The sequence below is a fragment of the Pseudomonas sp. 25 R 14 genome (genome assembly GCF_900004755.1).
GTDB classification, from domain to species: domain Bacteria; phylum Pseudomonadota; class Gammaproteobacteria; order Pseudomonadales; family Pseudomonadaceae; genus Aquipseudomonas; species Aquipseudomonas brenneri.
The window spans coordinates 345562-362664 of sequence record NZ_CVTS01000038.1 but is presented as its reverse complement, the minus strand read 5'-3'; the positions used below and the strand labels follow the sequence as shown (position 1 = coordinate 362664).

12 protein-coding genes and 1 pseudogene are annotated in these 17103 nt (G+C 61.6%); 12 read left to right on the top strand and 1 reads right to left on the bottom strand.

Annotated elements, in window-relative coordinates; translation table 11 throughout:
• Position 1: 1 nt before the first annotated feature.
• The 9 genes and pseudogenes from BFQ03_RS11495 (at position 2) to BFQ03_RS11460 (ending at position 12899) form a co-directional block, all read left to right on the top strand.
• Positions 2–1306, top strand: a complete 1305-nt coding sequence (locus tag BFQ03_RS11495; protein ID WP_083204834.1) for an MFS transporter — start codon at positions 2–4, stop codon at positions 1304–1306.
• A gap of 36 nt (positions 1307–1342) precedes the next feature.
• A complete protein-coding gene (locus tag BFQ03_RS11490) occupies positions 1343–2521 on the top strand; it encodes an amidohydrolase (RefSeq protein WP_050593392.1) in 1179 nt (392 codons plus the stop codon).
• A 1-nt stretch (position 2522) separates the two neighbouring features.
• Positions 2523–2633: pseudogene (locus BFQ03_RS31075) on the top strand (outer membrane lipoprotein carrier protein LolA); the annotation flags it as partial.
• 29 nt (positions 2634–2662) lie between these two features.
• Complete coding sequence (locus tag BFQ03_RS11485; RefSeq protein WP_032861360.1) at positions 2663–4063, top strand: amidase; 1401 nt, start codon at positions 2663–2665, stop codon at positions 4061–4063.
• 43 nt (positions 4064–4106) lie between these two features.
• On the top strand, positions 4107–6002 hold the full coding sequence (locus tag BFQ03_RS11480) for an acyl-CoA synthetase (RefSeq protein WP_065943127.1): 1896 nt from the start codon (positions 4107–4109) through the stop codon (positions 6000–6002).
• Positions 6003–6160: 158 nt separating this feature from the next.
• On the top strand, positions 6161–8722 hold the full coding sequence (locus BFQ03_RS11475) for a bifunctional diguanylate cyclase/phosphodiesterase (RefSeq protein WP_065943126.1): 2562 nt from the start codon (positions 6161–6163) through the stop codon (positions 8720–8722).
• 68 nt (positions 8723–8790) lie between these two features.
• Positions 8791–9732: a transcriptional regulator FeaR gene (gene feaR / locus BFQ03_RS11470; RefSeq protein WP_032861355.1), complete on the top strand. Its 942-nt coding sequence runs from the start codon at positions 8791–8793 to the stop codon at positions 9730–9732.
• A 129-nt stretch (positions 9733–9861) separates the two neighbouring features.
• On the top strand, positions 9862–11952 hold the full coding sequence (locus BFQ03_RS11465; protein WP_032861354.1) for a PQQ-dependent dehydrogenase, methanol/ethanol family: 2091 nt from the start codon (positions 9862–9864) through the stop codon (positions 11950–11952).
• 92 nt (positions 11953–12044) lie between these two features.
• On the top strand, positions 12045–12899 hold the full coding sequence (locus tag BFQ03_RS11460) for a transporter (protein ID WP_065943125.1): 855 nt from the start codon (positions 12045–12047) through the stop codon (positions 12897–12899).
• A 234-nt stretch (positions 12900–13133) separates the two neighbouring features.
• Here the strand turns inward: BFQ03_RS11460 and BFQ03_RS11455 are convergent, their stop codons facing one another.
• Entirely contained in the window at positions 13134–13469 is a 336-nt protein-coding gene (locus BFQ03_RS11455; RefSeq protein WP_029291131.1) for an ArsR/SmtB family transcription factor, read from the bottom strand.
• A 58-nt stretch (positions 13470–13527) separates the two neighbouring features.
• On the opposite strand from BFQ03_RS11455, the gene BFQ03_RS11450 reads away from it, so the two are divergent.
• The 3 genes from BFQ03_RS11450 (at position 13528) to BFQ03_RS11440 (ending at position 17102) form a co-directional block, all read left to right on the top strand.
• Positions 13528–14619 (top strand): NADH:flavin oxidoreductase/NADH oxidase, encoded by a 1092-nt coding sequence (locus BFQ03_RS11450; protein WP_032861349.1) that lies wholly within the window; start codon positions 13528–13530, stop codon positions 14617–14619.
• Positions 14620–14924: 305 nt separating this feature from the next.
• Positions 14925–16094 (top strand): p-hydroxyphenylacetate 3-hydroxylase oxygenase component, encoded by a 1170-nt coding sequence (locus tag BFQ03_RS11445; RefSeq protein ID WP_065943124.1) that lies wholly within the window; start codon positions 14925–14927, stop codon positions 16092–16094.
• A 63-nt stretch (positions 16095–16157) separates the two neighbouring features.
• Positions 16158–17102: a p-hydroxyphenylacetate 3-hydroxylase reductase component gene (locus tag BFQ03_RS11440; protein ID WP_065943123.1), complete on the top strand. Its 945-nt coding sequence runs from the start codon at positions 16158–16160 to the stop codon at positions 17100–17102.
• Position 17103 lies beyond the last annotated feature (1 nt).

Here is a 17103-nt window from a genome sequence, read left to right as displayed (position 1 = left end):
CATGAAGACGACCTCGGCTCCTTCATCCTCGTTTGACTATGTAGCCCCTGTGCCGGCGGTGCCGTCGCGCGCCAGGACGCGCCGCGTGGTAGTGGCCTCGTCCCTGGGCAACGGCCTGGAAATGTACGACTTCACGGTCTACAGCTTTTTTGCGGTGATTATCGGCCAGCTGTTTTTCCCGGCTGACTCAGCGCTGGCGTCGTTGATGATGTCGCTGGTGACCTTCGCCCTGGGCTTTTTGATCCGCCCCCTGGGCGCGGTGTTGATTGGCCGGTTCGCCGACCGTTATGGGCGCAAGCAGGCGTTGACCCTGACCATCGCCTTGATGACCGTGGGCACCGGCATTATCGCCTTCACTCCGACCTATTCGAGCATCGGCATCTTTGCCACCGTGCTGCTGGTCTTTGGCCGTCTGCTCCAGGGCTTTTCGGCTGGCGGCGAGGTGGGTGCGGCCTCAGCGTTCTTGATGGAGTCCGGGCGTACCGATAACCGTTGCTTCATGGTCTGCTGGCAGGGCGCAAGCCAAGGCGCCGCCGCGCTGTTGGGCGCGCTGTCGGGGCTGGTGCTGACCACGATGCTGTCGCAGGAGGCGTTGCACAGCTGGGGCTGGCGTGTGCCGTTCATCATCGGATTGCTGATTGGTCCGGTGGGCTGGTACATCCGCCAGCACCTGGATGAAACCCACGAAAACATCGACAAACCCACGCCATTTCGCGACTTCGTGCGCAATCACGCACGCACCCTGGGGTTGGGCATCCTGCTGATGGCCAGCTCCACCGTGAGTTCGTACATGGTGGTGTTCTACATGCCCACCTACCTGACCCGCACGCTGCATTACCCCAGCAGCTTTGCCTTTGGCCTGGTGGCCTTTGCCTGTGTGTTGCTGGCCGTGGTGCCGCCTTTTGCCTCGCGTTTCGCCGATCGCATGCCCCGGCGCAAACCCCTGTTGTATTGGTTGTGCGGCCTGCAAGCGGTGCTGACCTATCCCGCGTTTGTGATGCTCGACCAGCAAAGTACGCTGCTGTGCCTGGTGGCGGTCTCGTTGCTGATTCTACCCATGGCCATCAGCGGTGGAGCGGGGCTGGCATTGTTGATGGAAGCCTTTTCCCGTGATGACCGGGTGACGGGGCTGTCGATCATCTACAGCTTTGGCGTGACGCTGTTCGGCGGTTTTTCACCGTTGATCGTGACGTGGCTGATTGCCCTGACCGGCAGCCCGCTGGTACCGGCCTGGTACTTGTGTGGGGCCATCGTTTTAAGTGGCGCGGCACTGCGTTTCTACCCTGAGCACCCTGGGCGTCCCTGAATTTTCTGACCTGAACCCAAGAATAAGGAATCTACCGTGAACTACAGCCCTCTACACACGCGCCTGCAAGACAGTACCGAGCGTTTTGTCACGATCCGCCGCAATATCCACGCCGAACCTGAGCTTGGGCAGAACACCCGGGAAACGGCAGCTTTGGTCATTGGCTTGCTCGAAGGCTGGGGCTACGAAGTACACACCGGCGTCGGCGGTTGTGGTGTGGTCGGGGTGCTGCGGCGTGGCAGCGGCTCAAAAACCCTGGGGCTGCGGGCCGATATGGATGCGCTGCCCATCGTTGAGAAAAACGGTTTGCCCTGGGCCAGCCGTCGTGAAGGATTGATGCATGCCTGTGGTCACGACGGGCATACGGCAACCTTGCTCGCGGCAGCTGAACAACTGGCGTTGCATGCTGAGTTCGACGGTACGGTGAACGTGATTTTCCAGCCGGATGAAGAGGGGCTGACCGGCGCCAAGGCGATGATGGACGATGGTCTGTTCCGGCGCTTTCCGTGCGATGCGGTGTACGCCTTTCACAATATGCCGGGGTTCCCGGTGGGCCACGCGATCATCAAGAGTGGCGGGGTCATGGCCTCGTCCGAGCGGGTGTGCATCACGCTCACGGGGCGTGGCGGGCATGGGGCGATGCCGGAGCGCAGCATTGATCCGATCCCGGCATTGGCGAGCATCATCAGCGCGCTGCAAACCGTGGTGTCGCGCAATATCGGGGTCAACGATTCGGCGGTCATCAGCATTGGCAAGGTGCATGCCGGGACTGCCGTCAACATCATCCCGGAAACGGCCATGCTGGAGTTGAGCGTGCGTACCCTCGACCCGCAGGTGCGTGAGTTCGTCGAGCAAAGAATCCGTGGGATCGTCCTGGGGCAGGCCGCGTCATTTGGCGTCACGGCCCATATCGACTATCAACTGCTGGCGCCTGTGCTGGTCAATACCCCGGCCGAGACCCAGCACATGCTGGAGGCGGCCAAGCGGGCGCTGGGCACCGCCAATGTCCTGGAGCAAGTGTCGCTAAAGGCCATGGGCAGCGAAGATTTTGCCTGGATGCTGCATGAGGTGCCGGGGTGCTATTTCGGCTTGGGCAATGGCATGGGTGAGTTCAACGGTTGCTCAGTGCATAACGATCACTACGACTTCAATGATGAACTGATCCCACTGGGCGCGGCCTGCTGGGTGGCGCTGGTGGAAGACTACCTGCGCTGAGATCACGCCCCCTGTAGGAGCGAGCTTGCTCGCGAAGGTCGTCAACGATAACGCGGGCTTGCCGGTTAAGCGCGGCGCTCTCGGGTTTTTCGCGAGCAAGCTCGCTCCTACAGGGAATATCGCCATTACCAGGACTTTGTCATGACTATTGCGCAGATGAGTGCCGTCGAACTGCTCGAACATTTCCGCGCCAGAAGGCTGTCGCCGGTGGAAGTCACCGAGGATGCATTGGCCCGTATCGAGCGCTTCAACCCGCAGGTCAACGCTTATTGCTATACCGACCCGCAAGGTGCGCTGGACACGGCCCGTGCGGCTGAGCAGCGCTGGTTCAAGGGCCAGCCTTGTGGTGCGCTGGACGGCTTGCCAACCTCGATCAAGGAACTGACAGCGACCCGCGGGATGCCGACCCGTAAAGCCTCGCGGGTGATTCCCGCAGAGGGGCCGTGGGAGGTCGACGCGCCGATCACCACGTTTTTGCGCGACGCGGGCGCCGTTATCCTGGGCAAGACCACCAGCCCTGAGTTCGGCTGGAAAGGTGTGACGGACAGCCCGCTCTACGGCATCACCCGCAACCCCTGGGACACGCGCATGACCTCTGGCGGGTCGTCTGGCGGCGCGGCGGTGGCGGCCTCGCTCAACCTGGGGGTGTTGCACCAGGGCAGCGATGCCGGCGGTTCGATTCGCATCCCCAGCAGTTTCACCGGGACCTTCGGCTTCAAGCCCACCTTTGGCTACATTCCCCAGTGGCCGGCCAGCGCTACCACCCTGGTTTCACACCTGGGGCCCATGACGCGCACGGTGGACGATGCCGTGTTGTTTCTGCAAACCGTCGCGCGGCCTGATCCCCGGGATGGATTGCTGGGGGCGCCACGGCATACGCCCTGGTTGCCGCAGGACACCGACCTGCGTGGGCTGCGCATTGCCTACAGCGCGGATTTTGGCTATGTGCAAGTTGACCCTCAAGTGGCCCGCGCGGTGGCCCAGGCGGTTGAGCGCCTGGCGCAGTTGGGTGCGCAGGTGGAGGCCGTGGACCCTGGCTTCAGTGACCCGTTGGAGTTGTTCAAAACCGTGGTCTACGCTGGGGCCGTGGATTTGGCAAGGCAACTGAGCAGTGAGCAGAAGGATTTGCTGGATCCGGGCCTGCGGCGGTTTACCGAGCAGTGCCAGCACACCACCCTGGCACATTTCACCGCGGCCCAGGAGGCACGGGCTGCGCTGGTGGCGCGGATGAATCAGTTCCACAGCCGCTATGACCTGCTGGTTTGCCCAATGATGCCCATTACCGCATTCGAGGCAGGGCACGATGTGCCACCTGGCTCGGGGCTGGAGGACTGGATGAAATGGTCACCGTTGAGCTATCCCTTCAACCTGACCCAGCAACCTGCCGCGTCCTTGCCGTGTGGTTTTTCCAGCGAAGGCTTGCCGATTGGCTTGCAGGTGGTTGGCGCCAGATTTGCCGATGACCAGGTACTGCGGGTGTGTCGCGCCTATGAACAGGCGTTTCCCACGACCCATCCGCTGGCGCCTATAGTGAAAAACTGAAATCGCGCCTGCGAACCGTTGTCCAAGCAAGGACCCCAAGACCATGACTGCACCTGTTTCCCTCGCTCGGCTGAGTGATATCGAAGCCCTTGAACGGCAGTGCCCGTTGGCTGCGCGTGATCTGCCCGCCAGTACCTATGAGTTGCTACAGCGTTCGGCCGAGCGCTTCGGTGACCTGCCAGCCTTGTGTTTCCTGCCCACGGGCAGCATCGACGACCAGCCCTGGCGCATCAGCTATGCCGAACTGTTCGCCAAGGTCACGCAAACCGCGAATGCCTTGCACCGCCTGGGATTGCGACCAGGGCAGTCGGTATCCTTCCTGTTGCCCAACTTGCCGCATACCCACTTTGTGATTTGGGGCGGTGAGGCAGCGGGGATCGTCAATGCCATCAACCCGTTGCTGGAGCCTGAGCACATTGCCGAGCTGATCCGCGCTTCCGACACCTCGGTGCTGGTCACGTTGGCACCGTTCCCCGGCACGGACCTGTGGCAGAAGGTGACCGCATTGGCCGACCTGTTGCCGCAGATGCCCACAGTGGTGACGGTTGATCTGGCCAACCTGCTGGCAGAACCGCAACGCAGTGCCGTGAAGGCTCAACGATCACCGATGCCCGCAGGCGTACTGGATTTCGATGAACTGCTCGCCGCTGCCCCGGCCGATTATCTGGAGAGCGGGCGCGTCATCCAGCCGCATGACATCGCATCCTACTTCCACACCGGCGGCACCACCGGCACGCCGAAGCTGGCGCCCCACACCCATTTCAACGAAGTGGCAATGGCCGAGATCATTGGCCTGCACGGGCGATATGTGCCGGACGATGTGCTGTTGTGTGGTTTGCCGCTGTTCCACGTCAACGGGGTGATGGTCACCGGGCTTGCGGCCTTTCACCGGGGGGCCCAGGTCTTGCTTCCCGGGCCACAGGGTTACCGCAACCCGACGTTGATCAAGGACTTCTGGAGACTGGTAGAGCGCTACCGCGTCAGCAGTTTCAGCGGTGTACCCACCATCTATGCGGCACTGCTGCAGGTTCCCAACGCCGGTATTGACGTCTCCACCCTGCGTTTTGCGCTCTGCGGTGCGGCGCCGATGCCGGTGGAGCTGATCCGCCAGTTCGAAGCCCGCACCGGGCTGCGCATCATTGAAGGTTATGGCCTGACCGAAGGCACCTGCGCCACCGCTTGCAACCCTTACGAGGGCGAGCGCCGGCCCGGCTCCATCGGCCTGCGCCTGCCGTATTGCGAGGTCAAGATCGCGGTGCTCGACAGCGATGGCAACTACACGCGTGATGCCGCCACGGATGAGCCTGGCACCCTGTGCCTGCGCGGTCCGACGGTGTTCAAGGGGTATTTGCAGGCGGACAAGAACGCAGGCATCTGGCTCGATGGCGACTGGTTCAATACCGGTGACCTGGGGCGGATCGATACCGATGGTTACATCTGGCTGACCGGTCGCAGCAAGGACCTGATTATCCGTGGCGGTCACAACATTGACCCGCAGATGATCGAAGAGGCATTGCATCGCCATCCCGCCGTGGCGCTGGCGGCGGCGGTGGGCAAACCCGATATCAAGGCCGGAGAGCTACCGGTGGTGTACATCCAGCTCAAGGCCGGTGAGCAGGCCAGCGCAGCCCAACTGATGGAACACGCCATGCAGCACATTCACGAGCGTGCGGCGGTGCCCAAGGATATCTGGCTGGTGGAGCAGATCCCGTTGACCGCCGTGGGCAAGACCTTCAAGCCGGCCTTGCGCCTGGATGCGGTGCGTCGAGTGTTCGAACACGAAGTGGGGCAGATTGCTGCCAGCAGCCAGGTCCAGGCGCTGAGTGACGAGCGCCATGGGCAGCGGGTGGATATTCACGTGCCTGGCCTGACGGCTGCGCAGCGTGAGCAGTTGCATCAGCGCCTTGGCGGTTATGCCGTGCGGTATGTGGTGTATTGAGGGGGGCTGATAACATCGGCCAGCCGTTGATTTTTTTCAGGAAACCCGAGGAATCCTGAAAAAGTGTCTATCGTCTATGGGCAGGCAGTCGCGCACTTTGCGGTGCGCAATGTGATTTTCGATGCGGGTTCCTGGGGCGTCATGACGCCTGGAGCGCTATGGAAAAGCTCAACGTTGACCCCAAGGCCACACGGCAAGGAACTTCCAATCTTTCGATGGCACGCGGCTCTTTAGTCGCGTGCTCGACGCTGTTACTGGCGATGTTTCTGCTGGTGGGGTTGTTGCTGACCTCCATTGCCCATCACCTGAACCACGATGCCGGGGAACATAGCCGGCTCGATATCGAAAACGCCTTGCTATCGGTTGAAAAAATCGCCGGTTCTACGGTTAAGGACTACGCATTCTGGGGGGATGCCTATCAGCACCTGCACCAGGCGATTGACGTGGAATGGGCGTTTGTCCGGCAGAACCTTGGCGCTACGTTATTCACGGACTTGGGCTTCCAGGGCGTCTTTATTGTCGACCCTGCGGGCCGTACGGTGTACTCGGTGATTGACGGCCAGTTGCAGACGGTTGCCGTGCAGGATTGGCTGCACGCGCCGATTGATACGCTGCTGGCCCAGGCCCGCGCGGCTGCAGTCAACAGCCAGTCTGTCAGCCGGCTTATCAACGCAGGCGGCACACCCGCTGTACTGGCGGCAGCGGCACTCACGCCCGGAACCGATCCGGACGTAACGGCCGATGACGGTCCCCAATCGGTACTGATCTTCGTGGCCAAATTGGAACCGGCAAGGCTCGAAGCTCTGGGCCGGGATTTTGGTGTGCAGGGTTTGCAAGTCGCCTCGTCGAATGCGGGCTCGGCCAGCACTCCAACCTTGCAGCTCAAGGATAATGCCGGCGTCGTGCAGTGGTCCTCGGAGGACCCGGGGCATCAGCTGTTGGTCATCATCGTGCCCCTGGTCACGGTCGCCGGCCTGATTTTCGGCCTGATGGCCTGGTTCATCCTGCGCCGGACTACCGCTGCAGCACGGATCATGGACAGCAACTACGCCACCCTGCAAGCCAGCCGCGCGGCCCTGGCGGTCAGCGAGGAGCGCTTTCGTGATGTAGCGGAAGCGGCATCCGACTGGATCTGGGAGGTGGATAGCCACCTGCGGTTTACCTACCTGTCGGACCGCTTCGAGGCGATCACCGGGCTTGTGCGCCGCGAGTGCCTGGGGCTTGCGCTCGATGAGCTGCTGACCTCCGATCAGGGTTCGCTGTCGATCTGGTTCAAGGAGCACGCACGGCGCGCCAATGCCATCGTGCAGTGCAACTACCTGTCTGGCGAGGGCGAGGTGCGTATCTGCCGGTTGTCGGTACGCGAGATCCCGGGGCAGGGGTATCGGGGCACTGCCAGCGACATTACCGAAGAGGTCGCCGCCCGGCGGCGCATTGAATACTTGTCGCAACACGATGCCTTGACCGGGCTGGCCAACCGCACACGCATGCAGGAGTTTCTGGAGGGCAAGCTCAAGGCCTCGCCGACCCTGGAAAAACCGCTGGTGATGCTCAGCATCGACCTGGACCGCTTCAAACCGGTGAACGACCTGCTGGGGCATGCGGCGGGTGACGAGGTGCTCAACCAGGTCTCCCGTCGGCTGCAGGATTGCCTGCGGGGTGACGACCTGGTGGCGCGTATCGGCGGCGATGAGTTTGTGCTGGTGGTGGCGGACATGAGCTCGCCGCTGGAAGTGGAGAGCCTGTGCCGACGCCTGATCGACTGCATCGAGCAGCCGTTCTACATCTGCGAGCATGAAGTGTTTATCAGCGCCAGCATCGGGATTGCCATGGCGCCGGCGGATGCGACCCTGGCCGAAGAGCTTCTACGCTACGCCGACATTGCGTTGTATGAGGCCAAGGACGGTGGCCGCAATACCTGGCGTTTTTATGCCGGCGACATGAATGCCCGCATCATCGAGCGACGCCAGCTCGAAAGCGACTTGCGCCATGCGATCAAGAATGACGAGCTGCGCCTGGATTTCCAGCCGCGCTACCGCATCGAAGGCAAGCGCCTGGCCGGTGCCGAGGCCTTGGTGCGTTGGGAGCACCCGTTGCGTGGGCTGCTGGGGCCGGACGTGTTTATCCCGATTGCCGAGGAAACCGGGCTGATCCTGCCACTGAGCAATTGGGTCTTGCACGCGGCGTGTCAGGCCGCAGCGGGCTGGCCTGAGGACGTGATGATTTCGGTCAACCTGTCTTCTACCGAGTTCCAGCGCGGGCACTTGGTGGCGCGGGTCAAATCGGTGCTGGCCGAGACGGGTTTGAACCCGGCGCGGCTGGAACTGGAACTGACCGAAAGCGTGATGCTCAACGATGAGAAAATTGCCTTGAGCATCATGCTGGGCCTCAAGGCCCTGGGTGTACGCTTGCTGATGGATGATTTTGGCACCGGCTATTCATCACTGAGCTACCTGCGCTCATTTCCGTTTGATGGGCTGAAGATCGACCGCAGTTTTGTCGGTGGCCTGACCGCCAGCGGCGGCGACCAGTCGATCATCCAGGCCATCGTCGGCCTGGGCCGGGCGCTATCGCTGACGGTGACTGCAGAAGGCGTGGAGACCCTTGACCAGCTCAAGGCCTTGAAAATCGTGCAGTGCGATGAAGCGCAAGGCTTCTACCTCAGCATGCCGATGAATGCCCAGGCGATCAGCGAACTGATTACGCGACGCATGGATTAGGGCTTGCAGGTGTACCTACATAGATAATATGTTAACGATATAACTATAAATTATCTGTGGGAGGGGCTATGCCTGCCTTGTTGCACACCCGCACCGAGTTTGCCGACTGGAACCGTGACTTGCGTGCGGTGTGCGGCAATTTCAGTACCGCGCTTTCTGAGCGCCACAGCCTGTTTATCGGCAGTGTCCATGGCCAGGATGTGTGTGGCCTGGAGTTGGCGCATATCCGCACCAACGCGGGCTTGATCAGTCGGCAGCACACCCGTGGCGATGGGGATGATGACCGTCACTGTTTTCTGATCCTGCAAAGCAGTGGTCATCAGCTTATCCGACAAAAAGACCGAGTGATCGAACTGGGGCCGGATGATATTGCCCTGGTGGATTCAGCCCGGCCCTTTGAGATCGAGCCGCAAGGCCTGGTGCAAAATATCTCGGTGCATCTATCACGCGAAGCCGTCAGCCGGCAGTTCGCCCAGCAACGCCTGTTTGGCAAGCTGGCGCGCAACAGTGTCTCGACCCATATGATCCGCGCCTTGGTCCGCTCGCTGGGCGACGCCGAGTTGAGTGAAGGTCATGGCGGCAAGAACGATGGCCCGGCGTTGGAGCAGGCGCTGATTGGGCTGGCGATTGCCGGCCTGGACGAGGGTGCCGAAGGCCAGCCCGGATTTGCCTGTGTAGGGCATGACGATATTTATGGGTTGGCCACCCGCCTGGTGGAAGCTTCCCTGCAAGAGAGCGAGCTGGGCCCTGAATACCTGGCGCGGCACCTGAATGTATCGGTGCGTCAGTTGTATCGCTTGTTCGAGCAGCGCCATGAAAGTATCGCGCGCTATATCCAGCAACGCCGCCTGGAGCGGGTGGCCCAGGATCTGCGCGCGCGTGAGCTGCGCCATGAGTCGATCACCCAGATCGCCTTCAAGTGGGGATTTGTCGACGCCGCGCACTTCAGCCGGGCCTTCAAGCGCCATTTCCAGCATGCGCCTCGGGATTTTCGCCAGCACCCTGCGTAAGCCACGGTTTGGCAGGGAATGCCAAGCGCGTTGGCAGCCTCAGTCAAGTGCCATGGCGTGACAGGCTCTCTAATAGCCTGGCCTGGGCTGGGTTGATACCGAGCCGATCAATGTTGGAGAACAATAACAATGAGAATACGCAGCCTGCTGATAGGCAGCCCTTTGCTGATGGCCTCGCTTGCATTCGCAGGCCCGGCCCAGGTCGATGGGCCGCGCATCATAGCCGCCGACCAGGAGCCGGGAAACTGGATGAGCCACGGCCGCACCTACGATGAGCAGCGCTACAGCCCGCTCGACGGGGTGAATGCCGGCAACGTCGGCCAGTTGGGGATGGCCTGGACCACCAAGCTGGATATCGACAGCGGCACCGAAGCCACGCCGCTGGTGGTCGATGGGGTGATGTACACCACGGGTGCCTTCAGCATCGTCTATGCGATGAATGCCGCCACCGGCGAGCTGCTGTGGAAATATGACCCGAAAGTGCCCGCCGAAAACCTCAGCCAGGGTTGCTGTGGCCCGGTCAACCGGGGCGTGGCGGTGTGGCAGGGCAAAGTCTACGTGGGCAGTTTCGATGGGCGCTTGATTGCCCTGGATGCGGGCACTGGCCAGCCGGTGTGGAGCGTCGACACCCTCATTGATCGCAGCAAGAGCTACTCGATCACCGGCGCGCCACGCATCGTCAAGGGCAAGGTGCTGATTGGCAATGGCGGTGCCGAATTCGGCGTGCGCGGTTACGTCACGGCCTATGACGCCGATAGCGGCAAGCAAGTGTGGCGCTTCTACACCGTGCCGGGTGATCCCAAGCTGCCCGCGGAAAACGCGGCGATGAGCAAGGCCATGAAAACCTGGGATGGCGACGGCTGGGTCAAGTGGGGCGGCGGCGGCACAGTGTGGGACTCCATGGCCTACGATCCGCAACTGGACCTGCTCTACGTGGGCACTGGCAATGGTTCGCCGTGGAACTATCAGTTCCGTAGCAATGGCAAGGGCGACAACTTGTATGTGTCGTCGATCCTGGCCTTGCGCCCGGACACCGGCGAGTACGTCTGGCACTACCAGGTCACGCCGCAGGACCAGTGGGACTTCACCGCGACCCAGCACATGATCCTCGCCGATATCAACATTGCAGGCAGCGTGCGCAAGGTGATCATGCAGGCACCGAAAAACGGCTTTTTCTATGTCCTCGATCGCAGCAACGGCAAACTGCTGTCAGCGAAGAATTTCGTGCCGGTGAATTGGGCCAGTGGCATCGACCTGCAGACCGGGCGCCCGATCCTCACCGGCGCGGCGGACTATTCCAAGGAACCGAAGGTGGTGCAGCCCAGTTTCCTCGGCGGGCACAACTGGCACCCCATGTCCTACAGCCCGAAGACCGGCTACGTGTACATTCCGGCGCAGTACACCCTGGCGGAGTTGAAGGCGGCCAAGGCCCCGCAATTTCTGCCGAACAAATCGGTGGTCAACTTTGGCCTGGATGTGCCGGACCTGCCGGAAGACCCGAAAGTGCTCAGCCAGATCCGTGACGCCTGGAGCGGTGAGTTGATCGCCTGGGATCCGGTCAAGCAGCAGGCCGCCTGGAAACAGCCCTACATCAGTGCCGGCAACGGCGGCACGCTGGTTACGGCGGGCAACCTGGTGTTCCAGGGCACCGCCGACGGTCGGGTGGTGGCCTACCGTGCCGATACTGGCAAGCCGCTGTGGGAGCACCGGGCCAATTCCGGGGTGATGGCGGGACCGGTCACGTACACGGTCAATGGTGAGCAGTACGTGGCGTTCTCGGTGGGCTGGGGCGGGATCCTGCCGCTGTTGACCGGCCCGCTGACCAACAAGGGCAAGGTGCGGGCCGAGTCGCGGGTCATTGCCTTCAAACTCGGTGCTACAGGCGAGTTGCCACCGCCCAAGGCCGCGCCCGTGCTGCCGGCCACCCGCCAGGTACTCACCGCGACACCCGGGCAACTGGCCCAGGCGCGTGACCTGTTCAACGGCCTGTGCGCCGGTTGCCATGGCCTGAATGCCATCAGCGGCGGGGTGGTGCCGGACCTGCGTTACCTGGATGACAACAAGCACGCGGCATTCCCGGCTTTTGTCAGCGGGGCGCTGATCAACCGGGGCATGCCCAACTTCTCCGACATTCTGCAACGCGAAGACATGGAGTTGATCCGCCAATACCTGGTCAAGCGGACCCAGGACTTGCAGGCCGATCTCAAGACGCTCCACTGACCCCTCGTTGAAATTTGCGCCTGGCGACTTCCTGTGGAGTCGTCATGGCGAAGCTTTGCCTCCAATTCCAATAACAATAAGACGGACTCGCCATGAAAACACTTAGTACGCTGACCCTCGGCACACTTTTCGCCAGCCTGGCAGCATTGGCCCATGCCGACGTCAAGCCCGACCCCGGCGACTACACCGCCTTGCCCCAGGGCACTGATGTGGTGGTGCTGTACCAGCAGAACCCGCGGGGCGACAAGGTTTACTCTGGCGGCAAGAAAGTCGCCGACAACCTGGACCTGGACATGAGCGTAGGCGTGTTGCGCCTGATCCACTTCACCGAGTTCTTCAACACCGGCCTGACCTGGGACCCGCAGATCGTCATTCCTTTCGGTTACCAGAAGACCGGCGCCAGCGACAGCAAGAACTCGGGGTTGGGCGACATCACCTTTGGCGGCACCGTGTGGACTCTTGCGGACCTGGCCAACAACGAGCACCTGGGCTGGTCAGTATTTGTCACCGCGCCCACGGGCGCGGACAAGAACCAGAGCTTTGCCCTGAGCAACAATCGCTGGGCCCTGGACTTCCAGGTGGGGTATATCAAGGGGCTGACCGACAAAATCACCTGGGATGTGATCGCCGAAACCGAGTTCTACGGCGAACAGCGCGCCACCGATGCCAAGAAAGACCCGCTGCTGCAACTGCACAACCACCTGCGCTACAACTTCACCCCAGAGACTTACGCGGCCATCTCCTATCGCCACAATTGGGGCGCCCGCGAGACGCTGGACCATGAAACCCTGGCCACCAGCCGCAGCAATGGCACGGTCGGCTTTACCGTGGCCACGATGCTGGGCAAGCAGGTACAGGTGCTGGGGCAACTGATGCATGACACATCAGTGCGCGAAGGGGTGAAGATCGATAATTCGCTGCAGTTTCGCCTGGCGTATTTCTACTGACCTCATAGGCGATGGCGCCCGAAAGGGCGCCCAAGTGCCTAATGCCAGTCAGTTAAGCGGATTCTGCTTTCTGTAGGAGCGAGGGGGACGCCTAGTTCTTGCTCGCGAAGGACGTCAACGATAACGCGTGTTTGCTAGGTAAACGCGGCGCTCTCAAGTTCTTCGCGAGCAAGAACTAGGCGTCCCCCTCGCTCCTACAAAAAGGCTTAACTGACTGGCATTAGCCCAAGTGCTTCACTGCTGGGACAGAATGCACTCCAGCAATCCAGGAAACCGCACCGCCAACACATCGGCCCGCAACGAGTTCATATGGGTCGTGCCGACGCTGCGCGTATGCACCAGCCCGGCATCGCGCAACACCCTAAAGTGATGGGACATGCTGGACTTGGGGCGCCCGCCATCGAGCTCGCCGCAGCTGGCTTCTTCAACGCCGGCCAGGCAGCGCACGATGTCCAGGCGCACAGGGTCGCTCAACGCATAGAGCAGGCGTTCGAGGGTCAATTCTTCAGAGGAGGGGTGTTTAAAGGCTCGCATGAAACGAATGATAACAGGGCTAGCATTGATTACCATAGTTCGATTAAGATCGAACTATCGAATCAAACGTTACCCTCGTTTCAGGAGCATTCCCATGGCTGCATTGTTCGAACCCTTCACACTCAAAGACGTTACGTTGCGCAATCGCATCGCCATTCCGCCGATGTGCCAATACATGGCTGAAGATGGCCTGGTCAACGACTGGCATCACGTCCACCTTGCCGGTCTGGCCCGTGGTGGCGCTGGCCTGGTGGTGGTCGAGGCAACCGCCGTTGCACCTGAAGGTCGTATCACCCCTGGCTGCGCCGGCATTTGGAGCGACGCCCATGCACAAGCCTTCGTGCCTATGGTCCAGGCGATCAAGGCTGCAGGCTCGGTGCCCGGCATCCAGATTGCCCACGCCGGGCGCAAGGCCAGTGCCAACCGTCCGTGGGAAGGCGATGACCATATCCCCGCAGGCGACGCCCGTGGCTGGCAAACCCTCGCGCCATCGGCCATCGCGTTTGGCGCGAACCTGCCGAACGTCCCGCGTGCGATGACACTGGAAGACATTGCCCGCGTCCAACAGAATTACGTCGATGCCGCCCGCCGAGCCCGCGATGCTGGCTTTGAATGGATCGAACTGCATTTCGCCCACGGTTACCTGGGGCAGAGCTTTTTCTCCGAGCACTCCAACCAGCGCACCGATGCCTACGGTGGCAGCTTGGACAACCGCAGCCGCTTCATGCTTGAAACCCTGGCCGCCGTGCGTGAAGTCTGGCCGGAAAACCTGCCACTGACCGCACGTTTTGGCGTAATCGAGTACGACGGGCGCGACGAACAGACCCTGGAAGAATCCATCGAACTGGCTCGCCGTTTCAAAGCGGGCGGCCTGGACCTGCTGAGCGTCAGCGTCGGCTTCACTATCCCTGACACTAATATCCCTTGGGGACCGGCGTTCATGGGCCCGATTGCCGAGCGCGTGCGCCGCGAAGCCGGTCTGCCGGTCACGTCAGCCTGGGGGTTCGGCACGCCGCAACTGGCCGAAGGCGCGTTGCAGGCCGGTCATCTGGACCTGGTTTCCGTAGGCCGTGCACACCTGGCCGACCCACACTGGGCGTACTTCGCCGCCAAGGAACTGGGAGTAGACAAGGCCTCCTGGACCCTGCCGGCGCCTTACGCGCATTGGCTTGAGCGCTATCGCTAACCCTGTAGGAGTCGGCTAACGATACCGGGCACCTGGATGAATGCGGCGCCTGGGCGGTTTTCGCTGGCAAGCCAGCGCCTACATAAGGCTGTGCCTTTGCTGAGCCGTCGCAGTTTCTGCGGCGGCTTTTTTGTGGGCCATGGAAAGTACAATCTTCCATCTGGAACGTGCATTTTGCGCTGCGACCCTGGGTCACATACTGGTCGTGTCATTACGAACGTTCCCGGTGGTTTTACCCTGTCTTTCGCTTGAGCAGGACGCAGGCGCACCAGGAATGGGGATATCCAATAATAAAGAGACGACCCATGAAAAAGCCAAACCCTCTGCTGGAAGACCTGAAGTCGGTCTTGCCCACTATCGCTGCCAATGCCTTCGCCGCCGAGAACGACCGTAGTGTGCCTGCCGAGAACATCGCGTTGCTCAAGGGCATCGGCATGCATCGGGCGTTCCTGCCGAAAAAGTACGGTGGCATGGAAATCTCCCTGCCGGATTTTGCCCAATGCATCGCGCTGTTGGCCGGCTCTTGCGCGAGCACTGCCTGGGCGATGAGCCTGCTGTGTACGCATAGCCATCAGATGGCTATGTTCCCGTCAAAGCTGCAGGACGAGGTCTGGGGGACTGACCCCGACGCGACCGCCAGCAGCAGCATCGCACCGTTCGGGCGTACCGAAGAAGTGCCGGGTGGCGTGACCTTCAGCGGCGAGATGGGCTGGAGTTCAGGCTGTGACCATGCCGAGTGGGCGATCATGGGCTTTCGTCGCAAAAACGCCGAAGGCACCCAGGACTATTGCTTCGCCGTGCTGCCGCGCAGTGACTACACGATTCGTGACGACTGGTTTGCTGTGGGCATGCGTGGCAGTGGCAGCAAGACCTTGATCGTCGATCAGGCCTTCGTGCCCGTGCACCGCATCCAGAAGGCCAAGGACATGATGGAGGGCAAGTCGGCGGGTTTTGGCTTGTATCCGCACAGCAAGATTTTCTTCGCCCCGTACCGTCCGTATTTTGCCAGCGGCTTCTCCACCGTGAGCCTGGGGATCGCCGAGCGCATGCTCGACGTGTTCCGCGAAAAGACCAAGAACCGGGTGCGGGCCTACACCGGTGCGGCAGTCGGCGCAGCGACACCGGCGCTGATGCGCCTGGCCGAGTCCACACACCAGGTGGCCGCCGCGCGGGCCTTGCTGGAAAAGAGCTGGAGCGAGATCGCCGAGCACAGCGAGCGTCATGAATATCCAAGCCGTGGCACCCTGGCGTTCTGGCGGACCAACCAGGGTTACGCGACCAAGCTGTGCATCCAGGCGGTAGACCGCTTGATGGAGGCCGCTGGCGGCGGTGCGTGGTTTGAGTCCAACGAACTGCAACGACTGTTTCGCGATGCGCACCTCACCGGGGCGCATGCGTACACCGACTATGACGTTTGCGCACAGATCCTGGGGCGTGAACTGATGGGCCTGGATCCAGACCCGGCGATGGTTTGACCCACCACTCTTTACCTATAAGAACAATCAGGGCAGGGCCATCGGCCTGCCCGGGAGTCTTGCATGTCTACTGAAAATACAACGGCTGCTGGCATCGATACCCGCGCGTTTCGTCGCGCCCTGGGCAATTTCGCCACCGGCGTCACCGTGGTGACGGCGGCTGACGCCACAGGGCGCAAGGTTGGCGTGACTGCCAACAGCTTCAACTCGGTGTCCCTGGACCCGCCGCTGATCCTGTGGAGCATCGACAAACGCTCGACCAGCCACGCAGTGTTCGAGGCCGCCAGCCACTTTGCGGTGAATGTGCTGGCCGCCGATCAGATCGACCTGTCCAACAACTTTGCCCGCCCCAAGGAAGACCGGTTTGCCGAAGTCGAGTACCAGGTCGGTGAGGGCGGGGCTCCGGTGCTGGCTGACTGCTCGGCACGTTTTGAGTGCGAGAAGTACCAGCAGGTAGACGGCGGTGATCACTGGATCATGATTGGCAAAGTGGTTGCATTCGACGACTGCGGCCGCTCGCCGTTGCTGTATCACCAGGGCGCGTATTCCATGGTGTTGCCGCACACCCGCATGACCAAACGCGAGGACGGCCAGCCACCGAGCAGCCATTTCCAGGGCCGCCTGAGCCATAACCTCTACTACCTGATGACCCAGGCGCTGCGGGCCTATCAGGCCAGCTACCAACCACGCCAACTGTCCACCGGCCTGCGCACCAGTGAAGCACGGATGCTGATGGTGCTGGAAAACGACGCTGGCCTGAGCCTGGCCGATTTACAGCGCGAAGTGGCAATGCCGGCGCGCGAGATCGAAGAGGCGGTGAACAACCTCAAGCGCAAGGCGTTGGTGCGCGATGATCAGGAACGGGTAAAACTCACCCCCAAGGGCATCGACGAAACCGAGTCGCTGTGGACCATCGCCCGCGAGCAGCAGGACAAGGTTTTCAGCCAATTCAGCGAAGCGCAGTTGGAGACCTTCAAGGCCGTGTTGAAAGCGGTGATCCAGCACTGAA

Bases quoted from the DNA above. Each gene is read 5' to 3' on its own strand.
- BFQ03_RS11495 (WP_083204834.1), top strand. From the start codon at position 2: ATGAAGACGACCTCGGCTCCTTCATCCTCGTTTGACTATGTAGCCCCT.
- BFQ03_RS11485 (WP_032861360.1), top strand. From the start codon at position 2,663: ATGACTATTGCGCAGATGAGTGCCGTCGAACTGCTCGAACATTTCCGC.
- BFQ03_RS11480 (WP_065943127.1), top strand. From the start codon at position 4,107: ATGACTGCACCTGTTTCCCTCGCTCGGCTGAGTGATATCGAAGCCCTT.
- BFQ03_RS11475 (WP_065943126.1), top strand. From the start codon at position 6,161: ATGGAAAAGCTCAACGTTGACCCCAAGGCCACACGGCAAGGAACTTCC.
- feaR (WP_032861355.1), top strand. From the start codon at position 8,791: ATGCCTGCCTTGTTGCACACCCGCACCGAGTTTGCCGACTGGAACCGT.
- BFQ03_RS11465 (WP_032861354.1), top strand. From the start codon at position 9,862: ATGAGAATACGCAGCCTGCTGATAGGCAGCCCTTTGCTGATGGCCTCG.
- BFQ03_RS11460 (WP_065943125.1), top strand. From the start codon at position 12,045: ATGAAAACACTTAGTACGCTGACCCTCGGCACACTTTTCGCCAGCCTG.
- BFQ03_RS11455 (WP_029291131.1), bottom strand. From the start codon at position 13,469: ATGGTAATCAATGCTAGCCCTGTTATCATTCGTTTCATGCGAGCCTTT.
- BFQ03_RS11450 (WP_032861349.1), top strand. From the start codon at position 13,528: ATGGCTGCATTGTTCGAACCCTTCACACTCAAAGACGTTACGTTGCGC.
- BFQ03_RS11445 (WP_065943124.1), top strand. From the start codon at position 14,925: ATGAAAAAGCCAAACCCTCTGCTGGAAGACCTGAAGTCGGTCTTGCCC.
- BFQ03_RS11440 (WP_065943123.1), top strand. From the start codon at position 16,158: ATGTCTACTGAAAATACAACGGCTGCTGGCATCGATACCCGCGCGTTT.